Source organism: Pseudoalteromonas sp. J2K-J031, from assembly GCF_058197095.2.
In genome coordinates, this window is sequence record NZ_CM200279.1 from 1799775 (window position 1) to 1821162 (window position 21388).

Annotated in this window: 19 protein-coding genes; 12 read left to right on the top strand and 7 right to left on the bottom strand. The window is 38.6% G+C overall.

Going from position 1 to position 21388, the window contains the following annotated elements; translation table 11 throughout:
• Positions 1-153: 153 nt before the first annotated feature.
• Together AC3KZC_RS08170 and AC3KZC_RS08175 are read right to left on the bottom strand one after the other, a co-directional pair.
• Positions 154-606 carry a DUF3010 family protein gene (locus tag AC3KZC_RS08170; RefSeq protein WP_490579200.1) on the bottom strand — a complete coding sequence of 151 codons (453 nt, stop codon included), beginning with the start codon at positions 604-606 and terminating at the stop codon, positions 154-156.
• A gap of 67 nt (positions 607-673) precedes the next feature.
• Entirely contained in the window at positions 674-1666 is a 993-nt protein-coding gene (locus tag AC3KZC_RS08175) for an endonuclease/exonuclease/phosphatase family protein (RefSeq protein WP_490579199.1), read from the bottom strand.
• 257 nt (positions 1667-1923) lie between these two features.
• Here AC3KZC_RS08175 and thrS point away from each other — a divergent pair, with 257 nt between their 5' ends.
• From thrS to rplT, 4 genes are all read left to right on the top strand, one after another.
• The gene (gene thrS, locus AC3KZC_RS08180) at positions 1924-3834 is read left to right on the top strand and encodes a threonine--tRNA ligase (RefSeq protein ID WP_490579198.1); all 1911 of its coding nucleotides are present in this window, start codon (positions 1924-1926) and stop codon (positions 3832-3834) included.
• 57 nt (positions 3835-3891) lie between these two features.
• On the top strand, positions 3892-4458 hold the full coding sequence (infC, locus tag AC3KZC_RS08185) for a translation initiation factor IF-3 (RefSeq protein ID WP_490579197.1): 567 nt from the start codon (positions 3892-3894) through the stop codon (positions 4456-4458).
• A gap of 188 nt (positions 4459-4646) precedes the next feature.
• Complete coding sequence (gene rpmI, locus AC3KZC_RS08190) at positions 4647-4847, top strand: 50S ribosomal protein L35 (RefSeq protein ID WP_009839972.1); 201 nt, start codon at positions 4647-4649, stop codon at positions 4845-4847.
• 15 nt (positions 4848-4862) lie between these two features.
• A complete protein-coding gene (gene rplT, locus AC3KZC_RS08195; RefSeq protein ID WP_009839971.1) occupies positions 4863-5222 on the top strand; it encodes a 50S ribosomal protein L20 in 360 nt (119 codons plus the stop codon).
• 377 nt (positions 5223-5599) lie between these two features.
• Here the strand turns inward: rplT and AC3KZC_RS08200 are convergent, their stop codons facing one another.
• The gene (locus AC3KZC_RS08200) at positions 5600-6427 is read right to left on the bottom strand and encodes an SDR family oxidoreductase (RefSeq protein ID WP_490579196.1); all 828 of its coding nucleotides are present in this window, start codon (positions 6425-6427) and stop codon (positions 5600-5602) included.
• Positions 6428-6542: 115 nt separating this feature from the next.
• Here AC3KZC_RS08200 and AC3KZC_RS08205 point away from each other — a divergent pair, with 115 nt between their 5' ends.
• The 7 genes from AC3KZC_RS08205 (at position 6543) to AC3KZC_RS08235 (ending at position 13961) form a co-directional block, all read left to right on the top strand.
• Positions 6543-7265 (top strand): substrate-binding periplasmic protein, encoded by a 723-nt coding sequence (locus AC3KZC_RS08205; RefSeq protein ID WP_490579195.1) that lies wholly within the window; start codon positions 6543-6545, stop codon positions 7263-7265.
• Positions 7266-7283: 18 nt separating this feature from the next.
• The gene (locus AC3KZC_RS08210; RefSeq protein WP_490579194.1) at positions 7284-9044 is read left to right on the top strand and encodes a M14 family metallopeptidase; all 1761 of its coding nucleotides are present in this window, start codon (positions 7284-7286) and stop codon (positions 9042-9044) included.
• Positions 9045-9047: 3 nt separating this feature from the next.
• Positions 9048-9689 (top strand): MBL fold metallo-hydrolase, encoded by a 642-nt coding sequence (locus AC3KZC_RS08215; RefSeq protein ID WP_490579193.1) that lies wholly within the window; start codon positions 9048-9050, stop codon positions 9687-9689.
• A gap of 79 nt (positions 9690-9768) precedes the next feature.
• Positions 9769-10227 carry an Lrp/AsnC family transcriptional regulator gene (locus AC3KZC_RS08220; RefSeq protein ID WP_490579192.1) on the top strand — a complete coding sequence of 153 codons (459 nt, stop codon included), beginning with the start codon at positions 9769-9771 and terminating at the stop codon, positions 10225-10227.
• Between the two features lie 149 nt (positions 10228-10376).
• Entirely contained in the window at positions 10377-11933 is a 1557-nt protein-coding gene (locus AC3KZC_RS08225) for a SulP family inorganic anion transporter (protein WP_490579191.1), read from the top strand.
• Between the two features lie 134 nt (positions 11934-12067).
• Positions 12068-13144, top strand: a complete 1077-nt coding sequence (locus tag AC3KZC_RS08230; RefSeq protein WP_490579190.1) for a sensor histidine kinase — start codon at positions 12068-12070, stop codon at positions 13142-13144.
• Complete coding sequence (locus tag AC3KZC_RS08235; protein WP_490579189.1) at positions 13137-13961, top strand: LytR/AlgR family response regulator transcription factor; 825 nt, start codon at positions 13137-13139, stop codon at positions 13959-13961. The genes AC3KZC_RS08230 and AC3KZC_RS08235 overlap by 8 nt, the downstream gene beginning before the upstream one ends.
• Here AC3KZC_RS08235 and AC3KZC_RS08240 read toward each other — a convergent pair.
• Together AC3KZC_RS08240 and pyk are read right to left on the bottom strand one after the other, a co-directional pair.
• Complete coding sequence (locus tag AC3KZC_RS08240) at positions 13958-14965, bottom strand: ATP-dependent 6-phosphofructokinase (RefSeq protein ID WP_490579188.1); 1008 nt, start codon at positions 14963-14965, stop codon at positions 13958-13960. The genes AC3KZC_RS08235 and AC3KZC_RS08240 overlap by 4 nt on opposite strands.
• 118 nt (positions 14966-15083) lie before the next feature.
• On the bottom strand, positions 15084-16517 hold the full coding sequence (pyk, locus tag AC3KZC_RS08245; protein WP_490579187.1) for a pyruvate kinase: 1434 nt from the start codon (positions 16515-16517) through the stop codon (positions 15084-15086).
• 387 nt (positions 16518-16904) lie between these two features.
• Here pyk and gnd point away from each other — a divergent pair, with 387 nt between their 5' ends.
• Entirely contained in the window at positions 16905-18278 is a 1374-nt protein-coding gene (gene gnd, locus AC3KZC_RS08250; protein ID WP_490579186.1) for an NADP-dependent phosphogluconate dehydrogenase, read from the top strand.
• A 68-nt stretch (positions 18279-18346) separates the two neighbouring features.
• Here gnd and ansA read toward each other — a convergent pair whose 3' ends face one another.
• Both ansA and sppA read right to left on the bottom strand, forming a co-directional pair.
• A complete protein-coding gene (gene ansA, locus AC3KZC_RS08255) occupies positions 18347-19357 on the bottom strand; it encodes an asparaginase (RefSeq protein WP_490579185.1) in 1011 nt (336 codons plus the stop codon).
• Positions 19358-19396: 39 nt separating this feature from the next.
• Entirely contained in the window at positions 19397-21265 is a 1869-nt protein-coding gene (sppA, locus tag AC3KZC_RS08260; protein ID WP_490579184.1) for a signal peptide peptidase SppA, read from the bottom strand.
• Positions 21266-21388 lie beyond the last annotated feature (123 nt).

The following is a 21388-nucleotide window of genomic DNA, read 5'->3' on the forward strand; positions in this document are numbered from 1 at the left end:
AAACCGCTTAAGTACAAAGTATTTAAGCGGTTTTTTTTTATTGATAACTATAAGGGGGTGAGCACTTCTGATTAAAAAATATGAGGGTGGGAAAAAACCTCGCGCAGTTTCAAAACAAACCACAATAAAAAGAAGCGCATGCGCCTTAAGTAATTAAATGTCAGTTTTTAAGCGTGGGTATGTTTGTTCCATAATCTCTACATATGCAGAAATAAAAGCGTGTTCCTGATATTTTTTTAAGCCCGTAGATTCAAAATCAATAGGTAGTGGATTGCGCTTTAATTGCTCTTTAATATCATTCGCAGATAGCAAAACCACGCGAACATTACTGATTAACTGGATAGCAGCTTCCATTTTAAAACCAACAGCACTGCCAGAAAACTTTCCAGTATGTGGACGCTGTTTGATAGCAATAGTATCTATCTTGTAATCTTCGATTAATTTTTTGAAATCAAATTGGAATTTATGTAGCTGCTCAGCATCGTTCGAATTTGATAACGTGAAACGCGATTGACGGATATCTCGAATATCAAAGACATCTTCTTCTTTGCTTAATAAACATAAAAGAATTTCACTTCCTTTAATCTCAACACCACATGTTCTCATTGTCTATTCCGGTAAATTAAAATTTTTTTCATTATATCATCGAAAAGTTTGTGCTGTAGTGAAGTTTTTATTTTTTAGTAATATCGATATAAATTAATGCGTGATCGCTACTGAGTTTTTGTTCAAGCCCAGAAGTGTCGGTTAAATGTTGGTCAATGGTGTTATATTCAACTTTAAAAGGAGACTCTGGCAAAAGTAACGAGGACGACAATAAAATGTAATCAAGCACTTTACCTTGATTTTGAAAATAGTGAGTGCCAATGCGATCCTCTTCATTTCCTTGATAAGAGTCACTTAGTCCAAGCTTATTTTGGTTTTGAGTGCATTCGATGTTGGCTTGGTTAAAAATAAATCCTAATCCATCATTAGAAATCTGATCATTAAAATCACCCATAATTACTGTGTAGTGTTGCCTATGGACTTGGTTTTGAATCACATCTTTATAAATAAGCGCTAATTCTAAACTGCGCTGCATGTCGCTGTGATACCGACCAAGTGTCGTATTGATTAATGCGCTTGCAAGAGTTTGGTCTTTAAATGCAATGTTAGTATAGCTAGTGAGGGAGGTTGGGCGCTTTGATTTTAAATGAATGATATAAAAAGAAACAGTTCCTATGACTGGGAGAGTAATTGTTGCTTTGATCGGCTCGCGGTTAAATTTAAAATTAATTGGTAAGTTAAACGCCGTAAGTAGTTCAGTATCTGGTTCTAACTTTTCAAATTTTTCAATTGGATAAGTGGAGGCTATTGCAACGACCGGTTTAATAAATAAAAACGGGTCATCCTCTGCAACTACGGGGCTATTGATCGTAGAGAAAAAGGGTAAGCCGCAAGAATGACAAATACGTTCTAATTCATCAGGACTAAAAACTTCTTGAAAACCAATAACACTCGGCTGTATTTGAGACAGTTGAAATAATAGCCAATCGCATTTTTCTTGCCATTGTAGGGCTGTGTAATGCTCATCGGGATGATAAAAGCTAAATGGAGGTTTGGCAAAATTATACAAGTTTAAACTTGCAATTTTCAATGGAAAATCTGTTAAAGGGAATTGTGTCATTAGTGTCACTTTTTAAATCGGATACTAAAGTATGGAAATGAAAACTCATCTGTCAAAATTACCCTGATTTTATAAAAGGATTAATCCTTGTAATTACAAAGCAAAAAAGCCAAAATGCGAACTTGTAGTTATTTTTAAACTACCCATGCAGCCAAATACTTACTCGTAAAAGTGTTTTATGCGTTGTATCTCTTTTTGATAAATTATTAGCTACACGTGATGCATTGTAGGGATCACCACTGTAGAAAGGAAAAAACATGCCAGTTATTACTCTTCCGGACGGTAGTCAACGTCAATTCGAACATGCTGTTTCAGTGATGGATGTCGCTTTAGATATCGGCCCTGGTCTTGCAAAAGCAACCATAGCGGGTCGCGTGAATGGTGAGCGTGTTGATGCATGCCAAGTGATTAGCACTGATAGCCGTTTAGAAATTATTACCGCTAAAGACGACGATGGATTAGAAATTATTCGCCACTCGTGTGCGCATTTGTTAGGTCATGCAATTAAACAACTGTATCCAGATGTTAAAATGGCGATTGGACCAACAATTGACAACGGTTTTTATTATGACATCGATATGGAGCATTCTTTAACGCAAGATGATTTACAAGCACTTGAAAAACAAATGCTGAAACTTGCTAAAACCCAATATGATGTTGTTAAAAAAGTAGTGAGCTGGCAAGAAGCCCGTGATGTTTTTGTTGCACGTGGTGAACAGTACAAAATTGAAATTTTAGATGAAAATATCAGCCGTGATGACACGCCTGGTTTATATCATCATGAAGAATATGTAGACATGTGTCGTGGTCCTCATGTGCCAAATATGAAGTTCTGTGAACACTTTAAAATTATGAAAGTGGCAGGCGCATATTGGCGTGGCGATTCAGATAACAAGATGCTGCAGCGTGTTTATGGCACTGCATGGGCAGACAAAAAACAACTAGCTGCATATTTAAAACGTCTTGAAGAAGCTGAAAAGCGTGATCACCGTAAAATTGGTAAAACACTTGATTTATGGCACTGGCAAGAAGAAGCGCCTGGTATGGTATTTTGGCATAACGATGGCTGGAGTATTTACCGCGAGCTTGAAGAATTTGTTCGTGAAAAATTACGCGAATATAAGTATGAAGAAGTAAAAGGTCCTTTAATGATGGACCGTTCATTGTGGGAAAAATCAGGTCACTGGGATAAATATGCAGACGCTATGTTTACGACTGTATCTGAGAAGCGTGAATATGCCATTAAACCAATGAATTGCCCAGGGCATGTTCAAATTTTTAATCAAGGTTTAAAATCATACCGCGATTTGCCATTACGTATGGCTGAATTTGGTTGTTGTCACCGTAATGAGCCATCAGGTGCGTTACACGGCTTAATGCGCGTACGTGGTTTTACACAAGATGATGCTCATATCTTCTGTACAGAAGAGCAAGTAATGGATGAAGTATCAGCATGTATCAAAATGGTTTACGATACATATGAAACATTTGGTTTTGAGAAAATTGTTGTTAAATTATCGACACGCCCAGAAAATCGTATTGGTGATGATGCAACATGGGATCAGTCAGAAAAAGCATTAGCAGAAGCGCTTACACACAATGGCATTGAATTTAGCTATTTACCTGGAGAAGGTGCGTTCTATGGTCCAAAAATCGAATTCACTTTATACGATTGTTTAGACCGTGCATGGCAGTGTGGTACAGTGCAATTAGATTTTGCATTACCAGGTCGTTTAGGTGCAACCTATGTTGCTGAAAACAATGAGCGCCGTACACCTGTAATGATCCACCGTGCAATCTTAGGGTCTATTGAACGTTTTATCGGAATATTAACTGAAGAGTATGCTGGCTTATTCCCAACATGGTTAGCACCAAAACAAGTTGTGGTAATGAACATTACCGATAAACAAGCCGATTATTGCCATAATATAGTTGAAAAGTTAAATAAACTTGGATTTAGAGCCTGTGCTGACTTGAGAAATGAGAAGATTGGCTTTAAAATCAGGGAGCATACTTTAAAGCGTATTCCTTATTTATTAGTTGTTGGTGACAAAGAAGTAGAACAAGAAGAAGTTGCTGTGCGTACTCGTACCGGCGATGACTTAGGAAAATTTAAAGTAGATGATTTTATTAAAAAATTATCTGAAGAAATTAAAAATAGAATTTAATAGTGTAAAGCGCGCTAATTATGTACAATAACGCGCTTTATTTTAATTTAGTATCTTTTGGAGGAACGCATCATTAGAGGCGGAAAAAAGGGTCCACAAACGGCTCAAAAAAATCAGAATCGGATCAATGAAGAGATCACTTGTAAAGAAGTCAGACTGATTGGTATCGAAGGTGAGCAAGCTGGCATTGTATCACTTCGTGAAGCACAAGCTATGGCTGAAGAAGCATCGGTTGATTTAGTTGAAATTAGCCCAAATGCAGAACCACCAGTTTGTAAGTTGATGGACTACGGTAAGTTCCTTTTCGAAAAGAGCAAAGAACAAAAAGAACAAAAGAAGAAACAAAAGCAGATCCAAATTAAGGAAATTAAATTCCGCCCTGGAACTGACGATGGTGATTACAACGTAAAACTACGTAGTTTACGTAAGTTTTTAGAAGCTGGTGACAAAGCCAAAATCACTATCAGATTTCGTGGTCGCGAAATGGCGCATCAAGAAATCGGTATTACTCTTTTGAACCGTATTAAAACTGATTTAGAAGATGTATCGTCTTTAGAATCTTTCCCAAATAGAGTTGAAGGTCGCCAAATGGTGATGATGTTAGCTCCGATTGCGAAAAAATAAATCAGTATCAAATTTAGAGTTAGGTAACCAAGCATTGGCTTTCAAGTCTTTCACCTAATTTTAACCGGCTTTAAGTAGTGATTTCTATCATTCGCCGGACTACGTAGTATGTTAGGCCAATAAAGTGGTAATGAAAATTATCCGCCTGCATACTTAATATTAATGCAATATTCAATGGAGTTATTGCAATGGCCTATAAATTAAAAAGCCACCGTGGCGCTGCAAAGCGTTTCAAAAAGACTGCTTCAGGCGGTTTTAAGCGTAAACAATCGCATCTTCGTCATATTCTGACTAAGAAATCTTCTAAGCGTAAGTTAGCCTTGCGTTCTAAGACTATGGTTCATAAGAACGATATTGGTCTTGTTTCACGTATGTTACCATTCGCATAATAGAGGTTTTTAATCATGGCAAGAGTTAAACGCGGTGTTGTTGCACGTGCACGTCACAAAAAAGTTTTAAAGCAAGCTAAAGGTTACTACGGAGCACGTTCACGTGTTTATCGCGTAGCATTCCAAGCGGTTACAAAAGCAGGTCAATATGCTTACCGTGACCGTCGTGCAAAGAAACGTACTTTCCGTCAATTATGGATCGCTCGTATCAATGCTGCTTCGCGTCAAAATGGTCTTTCTTACAGCCGTTTTATTAATGGTTTGAAGAAGACTTCTGTAGAAATCGATCGTAAGATCCTTGCAGATATCGCAGTATATGACCAAGTAGCTTTCGCAGCATTAGTTGCTAAAGCAAAAGAAGGTATTGCAGCGTAAGCTTTTTGATTAAAAGCAAACGTTAAAAGGGAACTTATGTTCCCTTTTTTGTTTTTTATAATTCGGTAGTTAATTCATTAAAAAGTAGTACTATTACACTGAGGCAATCCTTTTGGATTAAGTTTATCCGAAAAGGACTACCATCAAGGCGTTTAATATAAAGTGAATTTAATGCAAAATAGTATGTAAAACCGATTTAAACTCAATTTGGCATAAGAAGCTCATCAATATAGTTAGCAAAAAATAAATAACTTATTTATCTCTAAATACAAGTGTTTCAGGGCACAAGGTGCGTTAATAACGAACAATTTAACGGTCAGGGCATCCAATATAGCTTCTTAATAGTGGTCTATACACACTTTTTGGCTTGTTCTTCATTATTTTGCGCCATTTAAAATTTTATCTAATAGGCGGGCGGGTAAAATACGTTTTAAAAATCCAAATAAATACGTCGGGAAAGTAACATAATAGCGGATCTTTGGATGTTTACTTTCCATTGCATGCAATAACACCTTTAACACAGCTTCCGGTCCTAGGGTAAAAGATTGTGGTTTTGTGTTGGTATTGAGTCGTTGCTGTTGAGCTAGATAATTACTTTTATGGCTACTTTTTTCGATATCAATATGCGCTAAAAATGCGTTTAATGCGTTTTGTCTGAATTTGGATTCAATAGGTCCAGGTTCAATTAAACAAACTTTAATGTTGGTATTGCTAAGCTCCAGCCGAAGAGTATCTGTTAAACCTTCTAAAGCAAATTTACTTGCGTTATAAGCTCCTCGGTAAGGAAGAGTGACTAATCCGAGTACCGATGAATTTTGAATTATACGACCACTATTTTGTTTACGCATCAACTTGATGACTTGAGCGGTTAATTCATGCCAACCAAAAAAATTAGTTTCGAATTGCTCTCGAAGTGCTTGTGTGGGTAAATCTTCTACTGCACCAGGTTGACCATAAGCACCATTATTAAAAAGATAATCGAGTTTTCCACCTCCAATATCAATAGCTTGTGCAAGACCTTGAGTAATGCTAGCTGTATCGGATAAGTCAAGTTGTACACAATGTAATCCTAATGTTTGTAACCGTGTAACATCCTGCATTGTTCGACAACTTGCGATAACTAAGTAGCCTAGGTTATGCAACTCTTTAGCGCAATAAAGGCCAATACCGCTTGAGCAGCCTGTAATCAAGATTGATTTTTTCATTATTATTTCAACAAATTAATTATTATTTGGCGTGTCATAGATTTGGAGCTTATCATAAATTTTGTTAGGCTTAAGCTTAATATTGTCAAACGCTCGCAGAGTGATTTAGGTATTTATGTTAAGAAAAGGGTTTATTTCACTGGGTATTTTTTTATCTCACATATTTGGTATTGGACTTACTCATGCAGAAGAAAAAACGGTGTTGATAAGTATTGATAATTACCCACCTTATCTTGATGCACGACGAAATGATAAAGGGATCTTGGGTAAAATCGTTAATAATGTATTTGCTGAGCATAATATAAAACCTGAGTTTGAATTTATGAGCTGGCCAGAAACACAATTAAAAATTGGTGAAGGCAACGGGTTTACGTTTATGTGGTATAAATCTGAGCAGATGGAAAATGATTGGATTTACTCTGAACCGCTAAGTTATCTGACAACACAGTTATTATTTTTAAAAAGTTCATCAATTCAATTTAATCGTATCGATCAACTTCGTAAGTTTAAAGTCGGTTTAACACATGGTTATAGTTATGGCAGTATTTTTGATCAATACAAAAACCAGCTAAACCTTGTTGAATCCCAATCAGATTATGAAGGGATTAAGTATTTATTGAGTAAAAAAAGTGATGTGTTGTTAGTGGAACCCGCAGTTGCTGAAAGCTTATTAAAAGACTGGTTTACTGATGAAATGGCGCAATTAGAATTTAAAGAAGTGAATTATCTTTCATCACAACCTGTTTATTTAGTCTGTAGTCAAAAATATGCTGCTTGTGCGCATTCAATGCAACTATTTAATCAATCTTTACGTCGTTTAAAGTCACAAAAACAATAATAAAATAGAGAGTAAATTATGTTGACCCCCATATTATTCGCAGCGGCACTTGCAGGTGATTTTCATCTCCCCGTCCAAGAAGTTTGGCATGGTAAAAGTGAAGTTTTATTGCAAAAAGAGGGGAAACTGCTGACTGAATTTGAACGAAGTGGCGCTTTAGCTACACCTAATTATCAAATGACGATGGAGTATGTGGATAAGCTAGTGTCATCTGCACCAGAGCTTTTTTCACTTGAAACCATTGGCTATAGTGATCAGCAGCGTGCAATTAAGATGCTTAAAATCACAGCGAGTGAAGATAACCATCAGTTAAATATCCAAAAACCTACTTTATTGATTCAAGCAGGGATCCACAGTGGTGAAATCGATGGGAAAGATGCGGGCTTTATGCTACTTCGTGATATTGCTTTAGGAGATAAAAAACACCTGCTTAATAAAGTAAACATCTTATTCATTCCTATTTTAAATGTTGATGGCCACGAACGTAGTTCTGAGTTTAATCGTATTAATCAGCGTGGGCCGGTTGAGATGGGTTTTAGGACAAACGCTCAAAATTTAAATTTAAATCGTGATTACACCAAGCTTGATACTCCCGAGATTAAGGCACTTGTGAAGGTTGTGAATCAATATAACCCACAACTTTATCTTGATATTCATGTAACCGATGGTGCTGATTATCAATACGATGTGACGTATGGCTTTATGCCGATTTTTGCCAGTGAATCACCGCAAATTTCGACGGTGTTAGCCCATGATTTTCGACCTAACATAGACAAAAAATTACGTGAAATGGGTCATTTACCGGGCGACTTTGTTTTTTTAATGGATCCGCGTGATTTAAAACAAGGATTAGCTGGTTGGGTTGCAACCCCAAGATTTTCAAATGGGTGGGGTGATTTAAGAAATTTACCCACTATTTTGGTAGAAAATCACTCACTCAAACCTTACAAACAAAGGGTGCTTGGAACTTATGTATTTTTAGAAGCGGTGATCAATGTATTATCCGATCATAAAGATAAATTAGCGGCAGCTGTAAAGAAAGAACAGCAACATTTACCATCCGAGTTGGTTGTGGAACGCAGTTATAGTAAAGAACCCAATTATATTGATTTTGCAGGCATAAGTTATGAACACTTTGATAGTGAACTGACTGGACATCAGGAAGTTCGTTACACAGGGCAAAAAGAGCAATATAAAAGATTACCTATTTATTGGCAAAAAATACAAAAAGTAGTGGTTGATGTCCCTAAAGCGTTTTATGTTCCGGCACAATATTCTAGTGTACTCGATACGCTCTCTTTACAGGGGATTGAATATCAAAAGGTTTTAGCCAAAGAGTTACCAAATTTAGAGCAATGGGCAATAAATGAATTTAAATTTGCAACGTTACCTTTTGAAGGGCGTATGCGGGTTTCAGCAACGTTTGATGTGCAATCGGCTAGGCCCAATAACGCCATTGCATGGTATAAAGTACCCACGTCACAACCGCTTGGAAAACTGGCGGTACACCTTTTACATCCTCAAGCGCAAGACTCGTTATTTCAATGGGGCTTTTTTAATACTATTTTTCAACGAACGGAATATGTTGAAAACTATGCGTTAGAGCCTTATGCCAAAGCGATGTTAGCGCAAGATAGTCAACTTAAAGCTCAGTTTGATGAGAAACTCGCTGACCCTAAATTTGCAAACAATGCGGATGCAAGAGCAGCATGGCTTTATCAGCAAACACCTTATTATGACCAAGCCTATTTACAATATCCTATTTTGATCGAGCGTTAATCTATGAATGTCTTTATTCGACCTGTCACAGCTTTTGCACAAAATTGTAGTTTATTAGTGTGTGATAAAACGGCTCAAGCTGTGTTTGTTGATCCAGGCGGAGATTATGCGCAATTAATTCAATTAGCAGAAACGCAAAAGTGCAAAGTAGTTAAAATCATTCTAACTCATGGCCATTTAGATCATGTTGGTGCTGCAACTGAGTTGGCTGATTATTTTGATGTTGAAATTATTGGACCGCATAGCGATGATAGCTTTTGGCTTGATGCTTTGAATGGACAAGCAAAAATGTTTGGCTTTAACTCGGCCAGCCCTTTTTTACCTCATCAGTGGTTGGTACATCAACAGCAAATCCGTTTTGGTGAACAAATACTTGAGGTCCGCCATTGCCCTGGTCATACCCCAGGTCATGTGGTTTTGGTGAGTCATGCTAACCAGTTTGTCGTGGTGGGGGATGTTTTATTTAAAGGGTCGATTGGTCGTACTGATTTCCCTAAAGGAGATCAGGGGCAACTTGTAGCGTCAATAAAACAAAGATTGTTTGACTTACCTGATAACTACATCGTCTATCCCGGTCATGGACCAACTACGACCATTGGTTATGAAAAACGACATAATCCATTTTTAAGCGGTCGATTTGGTTAAATATTTTTTTACAATCGCAGACTTCGTAAAAAATAGAATGTATAATTTTGCTCACTATTGATTAAATTAAGAATTAATAATGTCATTGAATCAAGTTGATCGCCAAATACTGGCACTTCTTCAAAAAGATGCCAGTTTATCTACGGCTGAAATAGCCGATAAAGTGGGTCTATCTCAGTCACCTTGTTGGCGTCGTATTGCGCGTCTAGAGCAAGAAGGTTACATAACGAGTAAAGTGGCTATCTTGGATGCTAAGTTATTAGGTTTTGACATGCTGGTATATGCTCATGTGCGTTTATCAAGCCATGGTCGTGATCAGCTCGCACAGTTTGAAAAACTGATCATGAGTTATGACGAAGTGACTGAATGTTATAGCATGGCCGGTACAATGGATTTTATGTTGCGGATCATCTCTAAGGGGATTGAAGGCTACGAATTGTTTGTCCGCGATAAATTGCTGTCTCTTGAGTATGTCCAAGAAGTACATTCTAACGTGACCATGACGTGTGTAAAACGCAGTACTGCATTACCACTTTAGATAATTATTTAAAAAATAAGACACTGATTATTAAGTTAATAATCAGTGTCTTATTTTTTAGAGCCCATAAGTGTAGGATTTGTTGCGATAGTTATTTGTTGCTAAAATTGACTACTATTTTCTTTGTATCAACATAAACGGGATAAAGAATGTTTAATTTGTTGAGTCGTGCCCCTAAGTCGGCAAAAAATGATGTGCTGTCGGGTTTAACCGTCGCCCTGGCACTTGTACCCGAGGCTGTAGCATTTGCGTTTGTTGCACATGTAGACCCGTTAGTTGGATTATATGCTGCATTTATAGTTGGCCTTATCACCGCCATTTTTGGTGGCCGTCCTGGGATGATCTCTGGTGCTACGGGGGCGCTTGCGGTTGTAATGGTGAGCTTGGTATTGGACCACGGTGTTGAATATTTATTTGCAACAGTATTATTGATGGGGTTACTGCAAATTTTAGCTGGTGTCTTTAAACTTGGTAAGTTCATTCGCATGGTACCCTATCCGGTAATGCTGGGTTTTGTTAACGGTTTAGCGATTGTGATTTTTCTCGCACAACTAGGCCAGTTTAAAGTACCTGATGAATCTGGGGTAATGCAATGGATGCAGGGCAGTGCGATGTATGTCATGCTTGGATTAGTCGTTTTAACTATGGCTATCATTCATTTTTTACCAAAATTTACGACGGCAATCCCATCATCACTTGCAGCAATTGTTGTTGTGACAGGTATTGTGATTGGTTTTGACTTAGATACGCGTAATGTGGTTGATTTTTTACGTAGTATGACGGGTGATGCATCTGCAACCCTTGCTGCTGGCTTGCCAAGTTTTCATATTCCAAGTGTGCCGTTTAATTTAGAAACACTGCAAATAATTTTTCCATATGCACTGATTTTAGCCGCCATAGGTTTAATTGAATCACTATTAACCTTAACCCTAATTGATGAAATTACTCAAACCCGTGGTAACGGTAATAAAGAGTGTATCGGACAAGGTGCAGCCAATATGACATGTGGCGTATTTGGTGCCATGGGGGGTTGCGCTATGATTGGTCAATCAATGATCAATATAAACTCAGGCGGTAGAAGCCGTTTATCAGGGATCACTGCAGCGTTGATGTTGCTGGTCTTTATTTTATTTACAGCCAGTCTGATAGAAATGATCCCTTTAGCCGCTTTGGTCGGGGTTATGTTTATGGTTGTACTTGGAACGTTTGAGTGGTCAAGCCTTAGGATAATGAACAAAGTACCAAAAAGTGACGCTTTTGTCATTGTATTGGTATCGGGTGTAACCGTGTTTACAGACCTCGCTATTGCGGTGTGTGTTGGTGTGATTGTTTCGGCGCTAGTATTTGCATGGGAACATGCAAAACATATTTACATCACTGCTTATATTGATTCACAAGGCACAAAAGTGTACGAGTTACATGGCCCATTATTTTTTGGTTCAGTTAAAAATTTCTTAGACCTTTTTGATATTCCAAACGATCCTAAAGATATTATTATTGAATTCAAATACAGCAGAGTGGCTGATCATAGTGCAATTGATGCAATTGATACCTTGGCCGAGCGCTACACGAAAGCCGGTAAAAAGCTTCATTTACGCCATTTAAGTGCGGACTGTACTCAATTGTTAGAAAAAGCATCTGGCTTAGTCGAGTTTAATGTCATTGAAGACCCTACTTATAAAGTAGCGTCCGATAAACTTGGCTAAGGTCTTATGATAAAAGGTGCTACGGCACCTTTTTTATTTGCGTTAAGCCGTAACAAAAGTAGGATAGTTAACAGTGCACTCTTGAGTGAGCATTTTATAATGTTTAAAAATTACAAACAGATATCTAACCTATTTTGAACTGGCAACAATTAGTAGAAAACAGACATAAGTTCTTTTGGATCCTGCAAATAGCTGGTTGGATAGGCTATGCGTTGGTTAATTACATTGGTTCAAAAGTCTTTGAAATGCGTGATATCTATATTTTCGTGATTATTCTAAACGCTTATGCTGGTTGTCTCATGACCATTCCGCTGCGATATTTATACCGTAAAATTTGGAATGCTAAACCCCTTATTTTGGTTGGCGTGGTCTTTGGCGCTTCTTACTTGGTCGGTACTTTATGGTCAGTGGTTCAAAAATTTAACTTATGGGAAATTTACCGACACGGTTATCGCCCAACAGAGTGGTTTTATTATTTTCAGCAAGGCTTAGATGCGGTGTACATCGTATTATGCTGGAGTGGCTTATATTTTGGCGTTAAATACTATCAACTGCTGCAAAGTGAAAAACAAAAAGCATTAAAAGCCAATACCATGGCTCATGAAGCACAACTGAAAATGTTACGCTACCAGCTTAATCCGCACTTTTTATTTAATACGCTTAATGCAATATCTACCTTGGTTTTAGTAGAAGAAAATAAAAATGCGAATACCATGGTCAGTCGGTTAAGTGATTTTTTACGTTATACATTAAATACAGATCCGATCAAAAAAGTACCACTTGAACAAGAAATTCATGCCTTAATGTTATACCTTGAAATTGAAAAAGTACGCTTTGAAGATAGACTTTCTGTGTCTGTTGATATTAGCGCTGAGGCGAATAAAGCCCTTGTACCTAGCTTGATACTGCAACCGTTAATCGAGAATTCAATTAAATATGCGATTGCCACGCTAGAAGAAGGTGGCACCATTGCAGTAAAAGCACAAGTATTTGCTAATGAGTTATTATTAGAAGTAACAGACAATGGCCCAGGCGCTGATTTGCATGACGGTGATTTAATTAAATTATCTGGGGTTGGTTTGGCTAATACCAAAGACAGACTCAAAACTTTATATGATAATAACTATTCGTTTGTATTATCTAAAAATGAACCCACAGGTTTAAAGATAAATATCCGTGTACCTTATGAAAGGGCAAGAAAAGATGTTTAATATCAAAACAATTATTGTTGATGACGAGCCTTTAGCCCGTAAAGGTTTAGCGGTACGTTTAAGCGATTATCCCGAGCTAGATATTGTTGCACTGTGTAAAAATGGCGCAGAAGCATTAGAGGTGTGTCGCAGTCAAAAAGTAGATCTCATTTTTTTAGATATTCAAATGCCAGGAATAAATGGCTTCGAAGTTGTGCAGCAACTATTAACGTATGACATGATCCTCCCTGCAATCGTGTTCGTAACAGCGTTTGATCAGTATGCAGTTAAAGCTTTTGAAGTTCATGCCTTGGATTACATACTTAAACCCGTTGATGAAAATCGATTAAAACAGGCGGTAGAAAAAGTGCACTCTCATATCAAAACACAACAAGATCAAGTCCATAAACGAAAGTTAGCAAGTTTTGTCGCAGGGATCACCGGCAATGATTGTGAAGATATTTTAAAAAAGTTAGCGTCAGGTGTTAAATTAGAAGATAAGCGCTACCCTGAGTCCATTGCGGTTAAAGAGCAGGGCGAAATTATTCGTGTTCAAGCCGCTTCCATTCAATGGGTTGATGCTGCTGGGGATTACATGTGTTTGCATTGCTCCGATGGTAAGACACATATCTTACGTAAAACAATGAAAGAGCTTGAACAAGAACTCGATCCTAATCTTTTTGTTCGAGTACATCGCAGTGCAATCGTCAATACTAAACAAATTACCAAATTGGTAACGCAAGTCAGTGGCGAATATCAATTAGTATTAGCTAATGGTCAGGAGCTTAAAGTGAGCCGAAGTTACCGTGATAAAGTAAAGTCGGCATTGGCTAGTTAATCGGTTAAATCAAAATTAAACTGTTTTAACCGTTTTATCAGGTCTTGATTATGAGTATTTTTAAGGCCTGTTTCACCCAAGGCAACTTCAACTATGTCGTTGTTTTTCATGCCTAACATGATCCCCGTTTTACCTTCAGACACTGCAGCAACAGCGCTAATACCAAGCTGGGTTGCAAGGACTCTGTCCATTGCGACAGGGGCGCCGCCACGCTGTATGTAACCTAACACTGCACTTTTGGTATCAACGCCTGTGAAATCAGCAATTCGTTTGGCGAGTTCAGCACTGCTGATTGATAACGAATGTTCAGCAATCACGATAACGTAACTTTGAGTCTGACGCCACGTTACGGCATGTAAAATAGCGGTGTAGAGCTGCGCTAAATAAGCGGCTTCATCTTCAATTAATTCGTGGCAAATAATTTGTTCTGCGCCACAGGCAATGCCTGATTCCATCGCAATAAAACCGCAATCACGGCCCATAACTTCTACCACAAAAATACGTTCGAATGCATCGGCGGTATCGCGAATTTTATCAATTGAATCAAGGGCAGTATCAATGGCAGTCCAAAAACCTATTGTTTGATCTGTGCCGTTAATATCGTTATCGATAGTACCGGGTATACCAATAATTGGTTTTGACCAAAACTCTGCCAATTTCACGGCTCCACGAAAACTTCCATCACCACCAATAATAATAAGCGCATCGAGCTGAAGTTTAGCAAGGTTTTGTGCTGCTAGGCGAGGGCCATTTTCTTCGCGAAACTGAGCGCAACGCGCCGTTTTTAAGATGGTTCCACCCCGTTGGATGATATTATCAACGGACTGTGCGGTTAAGATTTGTGTATCAAGATTAAAAATACCGTTATAACCTGCATTAATACCGACGATTTCAAATCCTGCAGCAAGCCCTTTTAATGTAATTGCTCGGATCGCAGCATTCATTCCTGGTGCATCGCCACCGGAGGTTAAAACACCTAAACGAAAGAGGGTGCTAGTTGGCATTTTTATCCTTTAAATGATTCATCAATTAAGTGATAACAACATAAAATAATTAAGAAATTAGCGCAATAAAAAAGCGGCTTAACGCCGCTTAATATATAACTTGAATGAAATAAGATTATTATACCGTGACAATTTTCATTGTATTGGTAGCACCTACGGTTTCCATTGAATCACCGTGGGTTAAAATCACTTGGTCGCCTGCAACAAGTACACCTTTGGCAACAAGTGCTTTCACTGCTTCGCTGACCATTTCATCTTTGCTACATGCTGTTGAATCAAAATAAACTGGGTAAACACCACGATAAAGGGCTGTTTGACCAAGCGTTGAAGCATGACGTGATAATGAATAAATAGGTAAACCAGAACTAATACGCGACATTAATTTTGCGGTATTGCCTGATTCAGTTAATGCAACGATGGCTTTAACACTGCTTAAATGGTTTGCTGCATACATAGCAGAAAGTGCCAATGTTTCTGACGTATCAGAAAACATGCTATCTAAGCGATGTTTAGAAATATGTGTTTCTGGTTGTGATTCAGCGCCTACACACACACGTGCCATGGCTTTTACAGTCTCTACTGGATAATCACCGGCCGCTGTTTCAGCAGAAAGCATAACAGCATCAGTTCCATCAATAACCGCATTGGCCACGTCCATTACTTCGGCACGTGTTGGCATTGGGTTATCAATCATAGACTCCATCATTTGGGTTGCGGTAATTACAACACGGTTTAATGAACGAGCACGGCTAATAATCAGTTTTTGTTTACCCACTAATTCAGCATCACCGATTTCAACACCTAAATCACCACGTGCCACCATCACAGCGTCAGATGCTAAAACGATGTCATCAATCGCGGCAACAGAGCATACTGCTTCTGCACGTTCAATTTTTGCTAATAACTGCGCATTGCTGCCTGCTTTAACTGCTAATGAACGGACATGGCGCATATCATCGCCACTGCGAGGGAAAGAAACCGCAATGTAATCGACACCAATTTCTGATGCAGTAATTAAATCACGTTCGTCTTTTTCGGTAAACGCAGGGGCAGTTAAGCCACCACCTAAACGGTTGATGCCTTTGTTATTCGACAAAACACCGCCAATGGCAACAGTACAATACACCAAATGACCATCAACGCTATCAACAGTTAATTGAATTAAGCCATCGTTTAATAATAATAAATCACCTGATGAAACATCTTGTGGTAGCTCTTTATAATCAATACCGACAGCATTGATATCGCCTTCACCTTTAGCCATTTGCGCATCAAGGATAAATTTAGCGCCTTCCACTAAGGTGACTTTGCCTTCTTTGAAAGTAGATACACGAATTTTTGGACCTTGTAAGTCAGCTAAAATAGCAATATGTTTACCTAGTCTAGTTGCTATTTCACGTACTTTTTCTGCGCGATCTTTATGGTCTTGTGCAACACCATGAGAAAAGTTTAAACGAACGACATTGACGCCAGCGGTGATGATTTTTTCTAAATTGTTATCTCTATCAGTAGCCGGTCCAAGTGTAGCGACGATTTTAGTACGTCTAGCCATGAGATTCTCCAGTTATCTTGTTGCAAAATTTCGAATGAGGGATTTTGTTTAATCTGTATGATTAATAAAAATTAGATTAAATTTATAAATCAATTATGACACCGGTGTCAGTGAGGGTCAATCGAAGATTATTAAAGTCACTAAATTGTAATCTAAAATAATTTTTATACGTCACGCTCGGCAATGGGTTTATTTGGTAAGCGCCGCTTACTTTGGCAGCAACGTGTATTTTTGATACAACTACAGGCTAAATTTAGTTTATTTTTAACGAGTGCATTGAAAGCACACTAGAATGACCTATAATGCGCGCCGTTAGAGCTTGCGTATTTAATTTTAATGCAATCAATGATGCTTTGATTGTTACAACTGTGTCGATGAGGAGTTTACATGCAGGTCGCTTTAGTTGGTTTAGGCGTAATGGGGAAGAACCTAGCGCTAAATTTAATCGAAAAAGGGATATCGTTAGTTGCTTATGATAAAAACCCAGATGCGGGTGAAGATTTATTAAGCATTGCTAAATCTGATGGCCATGCTGAACGCTTACACATTGTATCGGACTTAACCGATATGATTAAGCGTCTTGAAACCCCTCGCTCAATTTTACTGTTAGTCCCTGCGGGTGAACTGGTTGACCGTGTGTGTCAGGAGTTGATTGAAGCAGGTGTTGATGCCAATGATTTAATTGTTGATTGCGGAAACAGTAATTACAAAGATGGTATTGCCCGTAAACTGAAATATCAAAATAAATTTGAATTTGCCACGATGGGAATTTCAGGTGGTGCAGAAGGCGCACGTCATGGCCCTGCAATGATGGCTAGCGGTTCTGAAGGTGGTTGGGAACGTGTTGAGCCCGCCCTTGAAAAAGTAGCTGCAAATTATAAAGGCGAGTCTTGTTTTGCTCGTGTAGGCCAATCGGCCAGCGGTCATTTTGTTAAAATGGTCCATAACGGCATAGAGTATTCACTGATGCAATTAATTGCCGAAGTGTATCAGCTACTGCGTTTAGGCTGCGGTAAATCACCACAAGAAATCGCGTCCATTTTTGATGCGTGGTCTGAAACAGATCTCAACAGCTACTTACTCTCTATTTCAAGCCATATTCTAAAACTAGAAGGCCATAATGATGAGCCACTCGTTGATTTAATTGATAATAAAGTTGGCGCTAAGGGCACAGGTCTTTGGACTGCGCAAAACGCTTTAGAATTAGGTATTGCTGTGCCGTCGTTAGTCGCTGCAGTAGAAGCGCGTCATTTAACAAATACTTATTCAACGCATGCAGCAAAAGAAATGACCTACCAAACACGTCCAACTATGCTGGCTGATGTTGATTTAGATGAGTTAAAGCAAGCCTTTCATTTTGCAAGTTTGTTGTGTTATCGCCAAGGTTTAGCGCTTATTAAAGGCGCATCGCGTACGCATCAGTGGAAGGTCGATTTAGCTAAAACACTGCAAACATGGCGTGCTGGCTGTATTATCCGCGCTGATTATTTAGATCAAGTTGCACAAGGAAATGAATTTATTGATGCACTTGATTCTGAAGTAACTGCACTTCGTAAAGTCACAGGGATCGCGATTACAACAGGTCTTGCATTTCCGGTGTTAGCAGCGAGTCAAACTTACTATGCAACACTGAGTACACCAAGCAATGGTCATCTAGTGCAAGCGCAACGTGATTATTTTGGTGAGCATGGTTTATTAACGCATGCCGGCGAGCTATGTCATTTGACTGATCTTGCAGAGATTGATGCGAAAGTACGTTAATTAACGCATTTTAAAATTAAAAAAGGCCATAACAGATTGTTATGGCCTTTTTTATGTTCGTTTTTAGTTTAACGCTCTAATTCACCACGTAAATTATCTTGCATTAAATGGCGAATAGTTTCCACTTCTAGCCCTTTACTTAATAAATAATGTAACTTGGTTAAACACGCTTCTAGCGTCATGTCATAGCCACTGATCACCCCGACATTTAAAAGTGCATTTCCGGTTGCATAGCCGCCCATATTGACACTGCCTTTAATACATTGAGTGAGATTGATGATCACCACACCGCGTTTAGAAGCAGCTTCAAGTTCGGCTAATAACTGTGGGTTTTGCGGCGCGTTACCCACACCAAAACTCATGATTATCAGGGCTTTAACTGGATCATTAAGCATACTTTTAACGATTTCGACACTGATCCCTGGATATAAATACAAGACGCTAATCGGTTGCGGTGTAATGTTGCTGATCTGTAATTCATTTTCAATCGAAGGGCTTAAGCTGCCATTGATTAACTCAATATTGATGCCTGATAAGGCTAGAGGTTCAAAATTTGGAGAAGCAAAGGCGTTGAAACCATCAGAGTGAACTTTAGTGGCACGATTGCCTCTAAATAGTTGGTTATTAAAGAATAAGCTCACTTCTGCAATGGGATAGTTTGCAGCTAAAAACATCGCGTTAAGTAAATTCACTTGCCCATCAGAACGCAATTGCGATAAAGGAATTTGTGAACCCGTTACAATCACTGGTTTGGTTAAATTTTCAAGCATAAAAGATAATGCTGATGCGGTGTAGGCCATCGTATCTGTACCATGCAAGACCACAAAACCATCATAATCGAGGTATTTATCTTTGATATCATTGGCAATGAGTTGCCAATGCGCAGGGGACATGTCTGAAGAGTCAATAAGTGGGGTATATTCATGAATATCAAAATGAGGCATTTCTTCACGGTTGAATTCTGCACTATTTTGAACCGTTTTGGTGAGGTAACCATCAGCAGGAATATAACCTTGCGCTGATTTTTTCATGCCTATGGTGCCGCCAGTGTAGGCGATGTAAATTCGTTTTTTATTCATAAAATTAGCCCGGTTAAGTAACCGGGCTAGTATAGTCGCTTATTGGGCTAAATTACAGACCAAGCAGCGCGCATAAACGCCATTTGGGTCGTTATAATCCTCAAGACTCGTGACTTGCTGTTGTAACTGATTTACAACAGATTTGATATTATTTTGTAAGTTGGTTTTGACCATTGTTTCGGTAGATTCAACGCCAATCAAACTTTGCACATGTGCATTGGATAAAAACTCTTTCATGAATAATTCACGCGGTGACAATGTTTGCTCAACGGTAATAACATCATAGTGCTCAAGGCTTGCCAGTTTTGCAGCTGCTTCAATGGCATCTTGTTTGCTACCTAATTGGTCAATTAAACCAAGCTCTTTTGCTTGTGTGGCAATCCAAACGCGGCCCTGTGCAATTTGGTCGACTTCTTCAATGGTCATGCCACGTGCTTCCGCAACAATGGTCAAGAAGCGGTTATAGCCGCGTTCGATGCTCATTTGGATCATATTGCCCAATTGTGGGTTAAGTTCACGCATGGGTGAAAAACCAGCCATTTCGGTTGTGGACACACCATCTGAATACACACCTAACCGAGCAAGGCTATTTTCAAACGTCATGATAGTTCCAAAAATACCAATCGAACCTGTGATCGTACTTGGTGCAGCCCAAATTTCATTTGCAGCTGAGGCTATCCAGTAACCGCCGGATGCAGCGACGGAGCTCATTGAAGCAATAACCGGTTTACCGGCTGCTTTAAGTGCTAACACTTCAGCGCGAATGAGTTCTGAGGCAAACATACTACCACCGCCTGAGTCAATGCGAAGAACAACCGCTTTCACTTTGTCATCAAGACGGGCTTTGCGTAATAAAGCAGAGGTAGAATCACCACCAATTTCACCTGCTTTACGCTTACCATCCACAATATTTCCTTTAGCAACAACAACCGCAACCTTTTCTGTCAGAGGATTATCATAAGGGAAGGGCATTTTAATGGTTGATAAATAATCACTGAATGAGACTTGATTAAACGATTTACCTTCTTTATCTAGGCCTACTAATTTGATTAAATCTTGGCGAACTTCTTCTTTAGTTTTTAAATAATCGACCCAACCATTTTTAAGGGCATATTCGCCAGAGTCTCCAGATTGGGCGGCAAATTTTTCTAAAAAGGTAGTCATTGACTCATCGAAATTTGTAATGTCGAATTGACGTTGCGTCGCAACATCGGTTTTATACTGCAACCATAAAGCGTCTAACCACTCTTTATTAGCTAATTTAGCGGCATCGGACATATCGTTACGAATAAAAGGCTCAACCGCCGATTTAAACGTGCCAACACGAAAAATATGTTGAGAAATAGATAGTTTTTCAAGCGCATCTTTAAAATAAACCGGATACATCGCATAACCTTCAACACCAACCCAACCGTAAGGATGCATCGAAATTTCATCTGCATAAGACGCTAGATAATATTGGGCTTGGCTGTATGAATCGCCAGTGGCAATAATTTTTTTACCTTGCGCTTTAAATTCAGTGAGTGCTTGGCCAATCTCTTGGAGTTTATTGAGATGGGCATTTTGCATTTGTTGTAAGGCGAGCACTATGACGCTTATTTTTGGGTTGTGTGCTGCGTCATTAATAACATTGAGCACATCATCGAGTAATACTTCTGGTGGTTCATCATTTTGGCCCATTGAATCACCAATCGCCGCCTCAATCGGATCGACATACTTTTCTTGTTCAACAATCTGGCCTGACAAATTAAGTACCAAAGCAGATCCGGGTGTGATGATCACTTTATCGTCATCTGAACCAAGGCCGACCACTAAACTGATGATGATCACCACAAATAAAATGTTAACAATGAGCCTTCTTGAAAAATTGAGGCCATTCCATAACATTTGAAAGAATTTTTTAATCAAAATCATGTCCTTAAAGTAGATTTGATAACAAATACAAAATATTCACTAATAATAACCGATTTTAATCTTAAACTTAAATCTAAATAGTATCTAAGTGTGACACTTGTGTATAAAACGAAAAAC

Coding starts and splice junctions, on each gene's coding strand:
- AC3KZC_RS08170 (WP_490579200.1), bottom strand. CDS start 606: ATGAGAACATGTGGTGTTGAGATTAAAGGAAGTGAAATTCTTTTATGT.
- AC3KZC_RS08175 (WP_490579199.1), bottom strand. CDS start 1,666: ATGACACAATTCCCTTTAACAGATTTTCCATTGAAAATTGCAAGTTTA.
- thrS (WP_490579198.1), top strand. CDS start 1,924: ATGCCAGTTATTACTCTTCCGGACGGTAGTCAACGTCAATTCGAACAT.
- rpmI (WP_009839972.1), top strand. CDS start 4,647: ATGGCCTATAAATTAAAAAGCCACCGTGGCGCTGCAAAGCGTTTCAAA.
- rplT (WP_009839971.1), top strand. CDS start 4,863: ATGGCAAGAGTTAAACGCGGTGTTGTTGCACGTGCACGTCACAAAAAA.
- AC3KZC_RS08200 (WP_490579196.1), bottom strand. CDS start 6,427: ATGAAAAAATCAATCTTGATTACAGGCTGCTCAAGCGGTATTGGCCTT.
- AC3KZC_RS08205 (WP_490579195.1), top strand. CDS start 6,543: ATGTTAAGAAAAGGGTTTATTTCACTGGGTATTTTTTTATCTCACATA.
- AC3KZC_RS08210 (WP_490579194.1), top strand. CDS start 7,284: ATGTTGACCCCCATATTATTCGCAGCGGCACTTGCAGGTGATTTTCAT.
- AC3KZC_RS08215 (WP_490579193.1), top strand. CDS start 9,048: ATGAATGTCTTTATTCGACCTGTCACAGCTTTTGCACAAAATTGTAGT.
- AC3KZC_RS08220 (WP_490579192.1), top strand. CDS start 9,769: ATGTCATTGAATCAAGTTGATCGCCAAATACTGGCACTTCTTCAAAAA.
- AC3KZC_RS08225 (WP_490579191.1), top strand. CDS start 10,377: ATGTTTAATTTGTTGAGTCGTGCCCCTAAGTCGGCAAAAAATGATGTG.
- AC3KZC_RS08235 (WP_490579189.1), top strand. CDS start 13,137: ATGTTTAATATCAAAACAATTATTGTTGATGACGAGCCTTTAGCCCGT.
- AC3KZC_RS08240 (WP_490579188.1), bottom strand. CDS start 14,965: ATGCCAACTAGCACCCTCTTTCGTTTAGGTGTTTTAACCTCCGGTGGC.
- pyk (WP_490579187.1), bottom strand. CDS start 16,517: ATGGCTAGACGTACTAAAATCGTCGCTACACTTGGACCGGCTACTGAT.
- gnd (WP_490579186.1), top strand. CDS start 16,905: ATGCAGGTCGCTTTAGTTGGTTTAGGCGTAATGGGGAAGAACCTAGCG.
- ansA (WP_490579185.1), bottom strand. CDS start 19,357: ATGAATAAAAAACGAATTTACATCGCCTACACTGGCGGCACCATAGGC.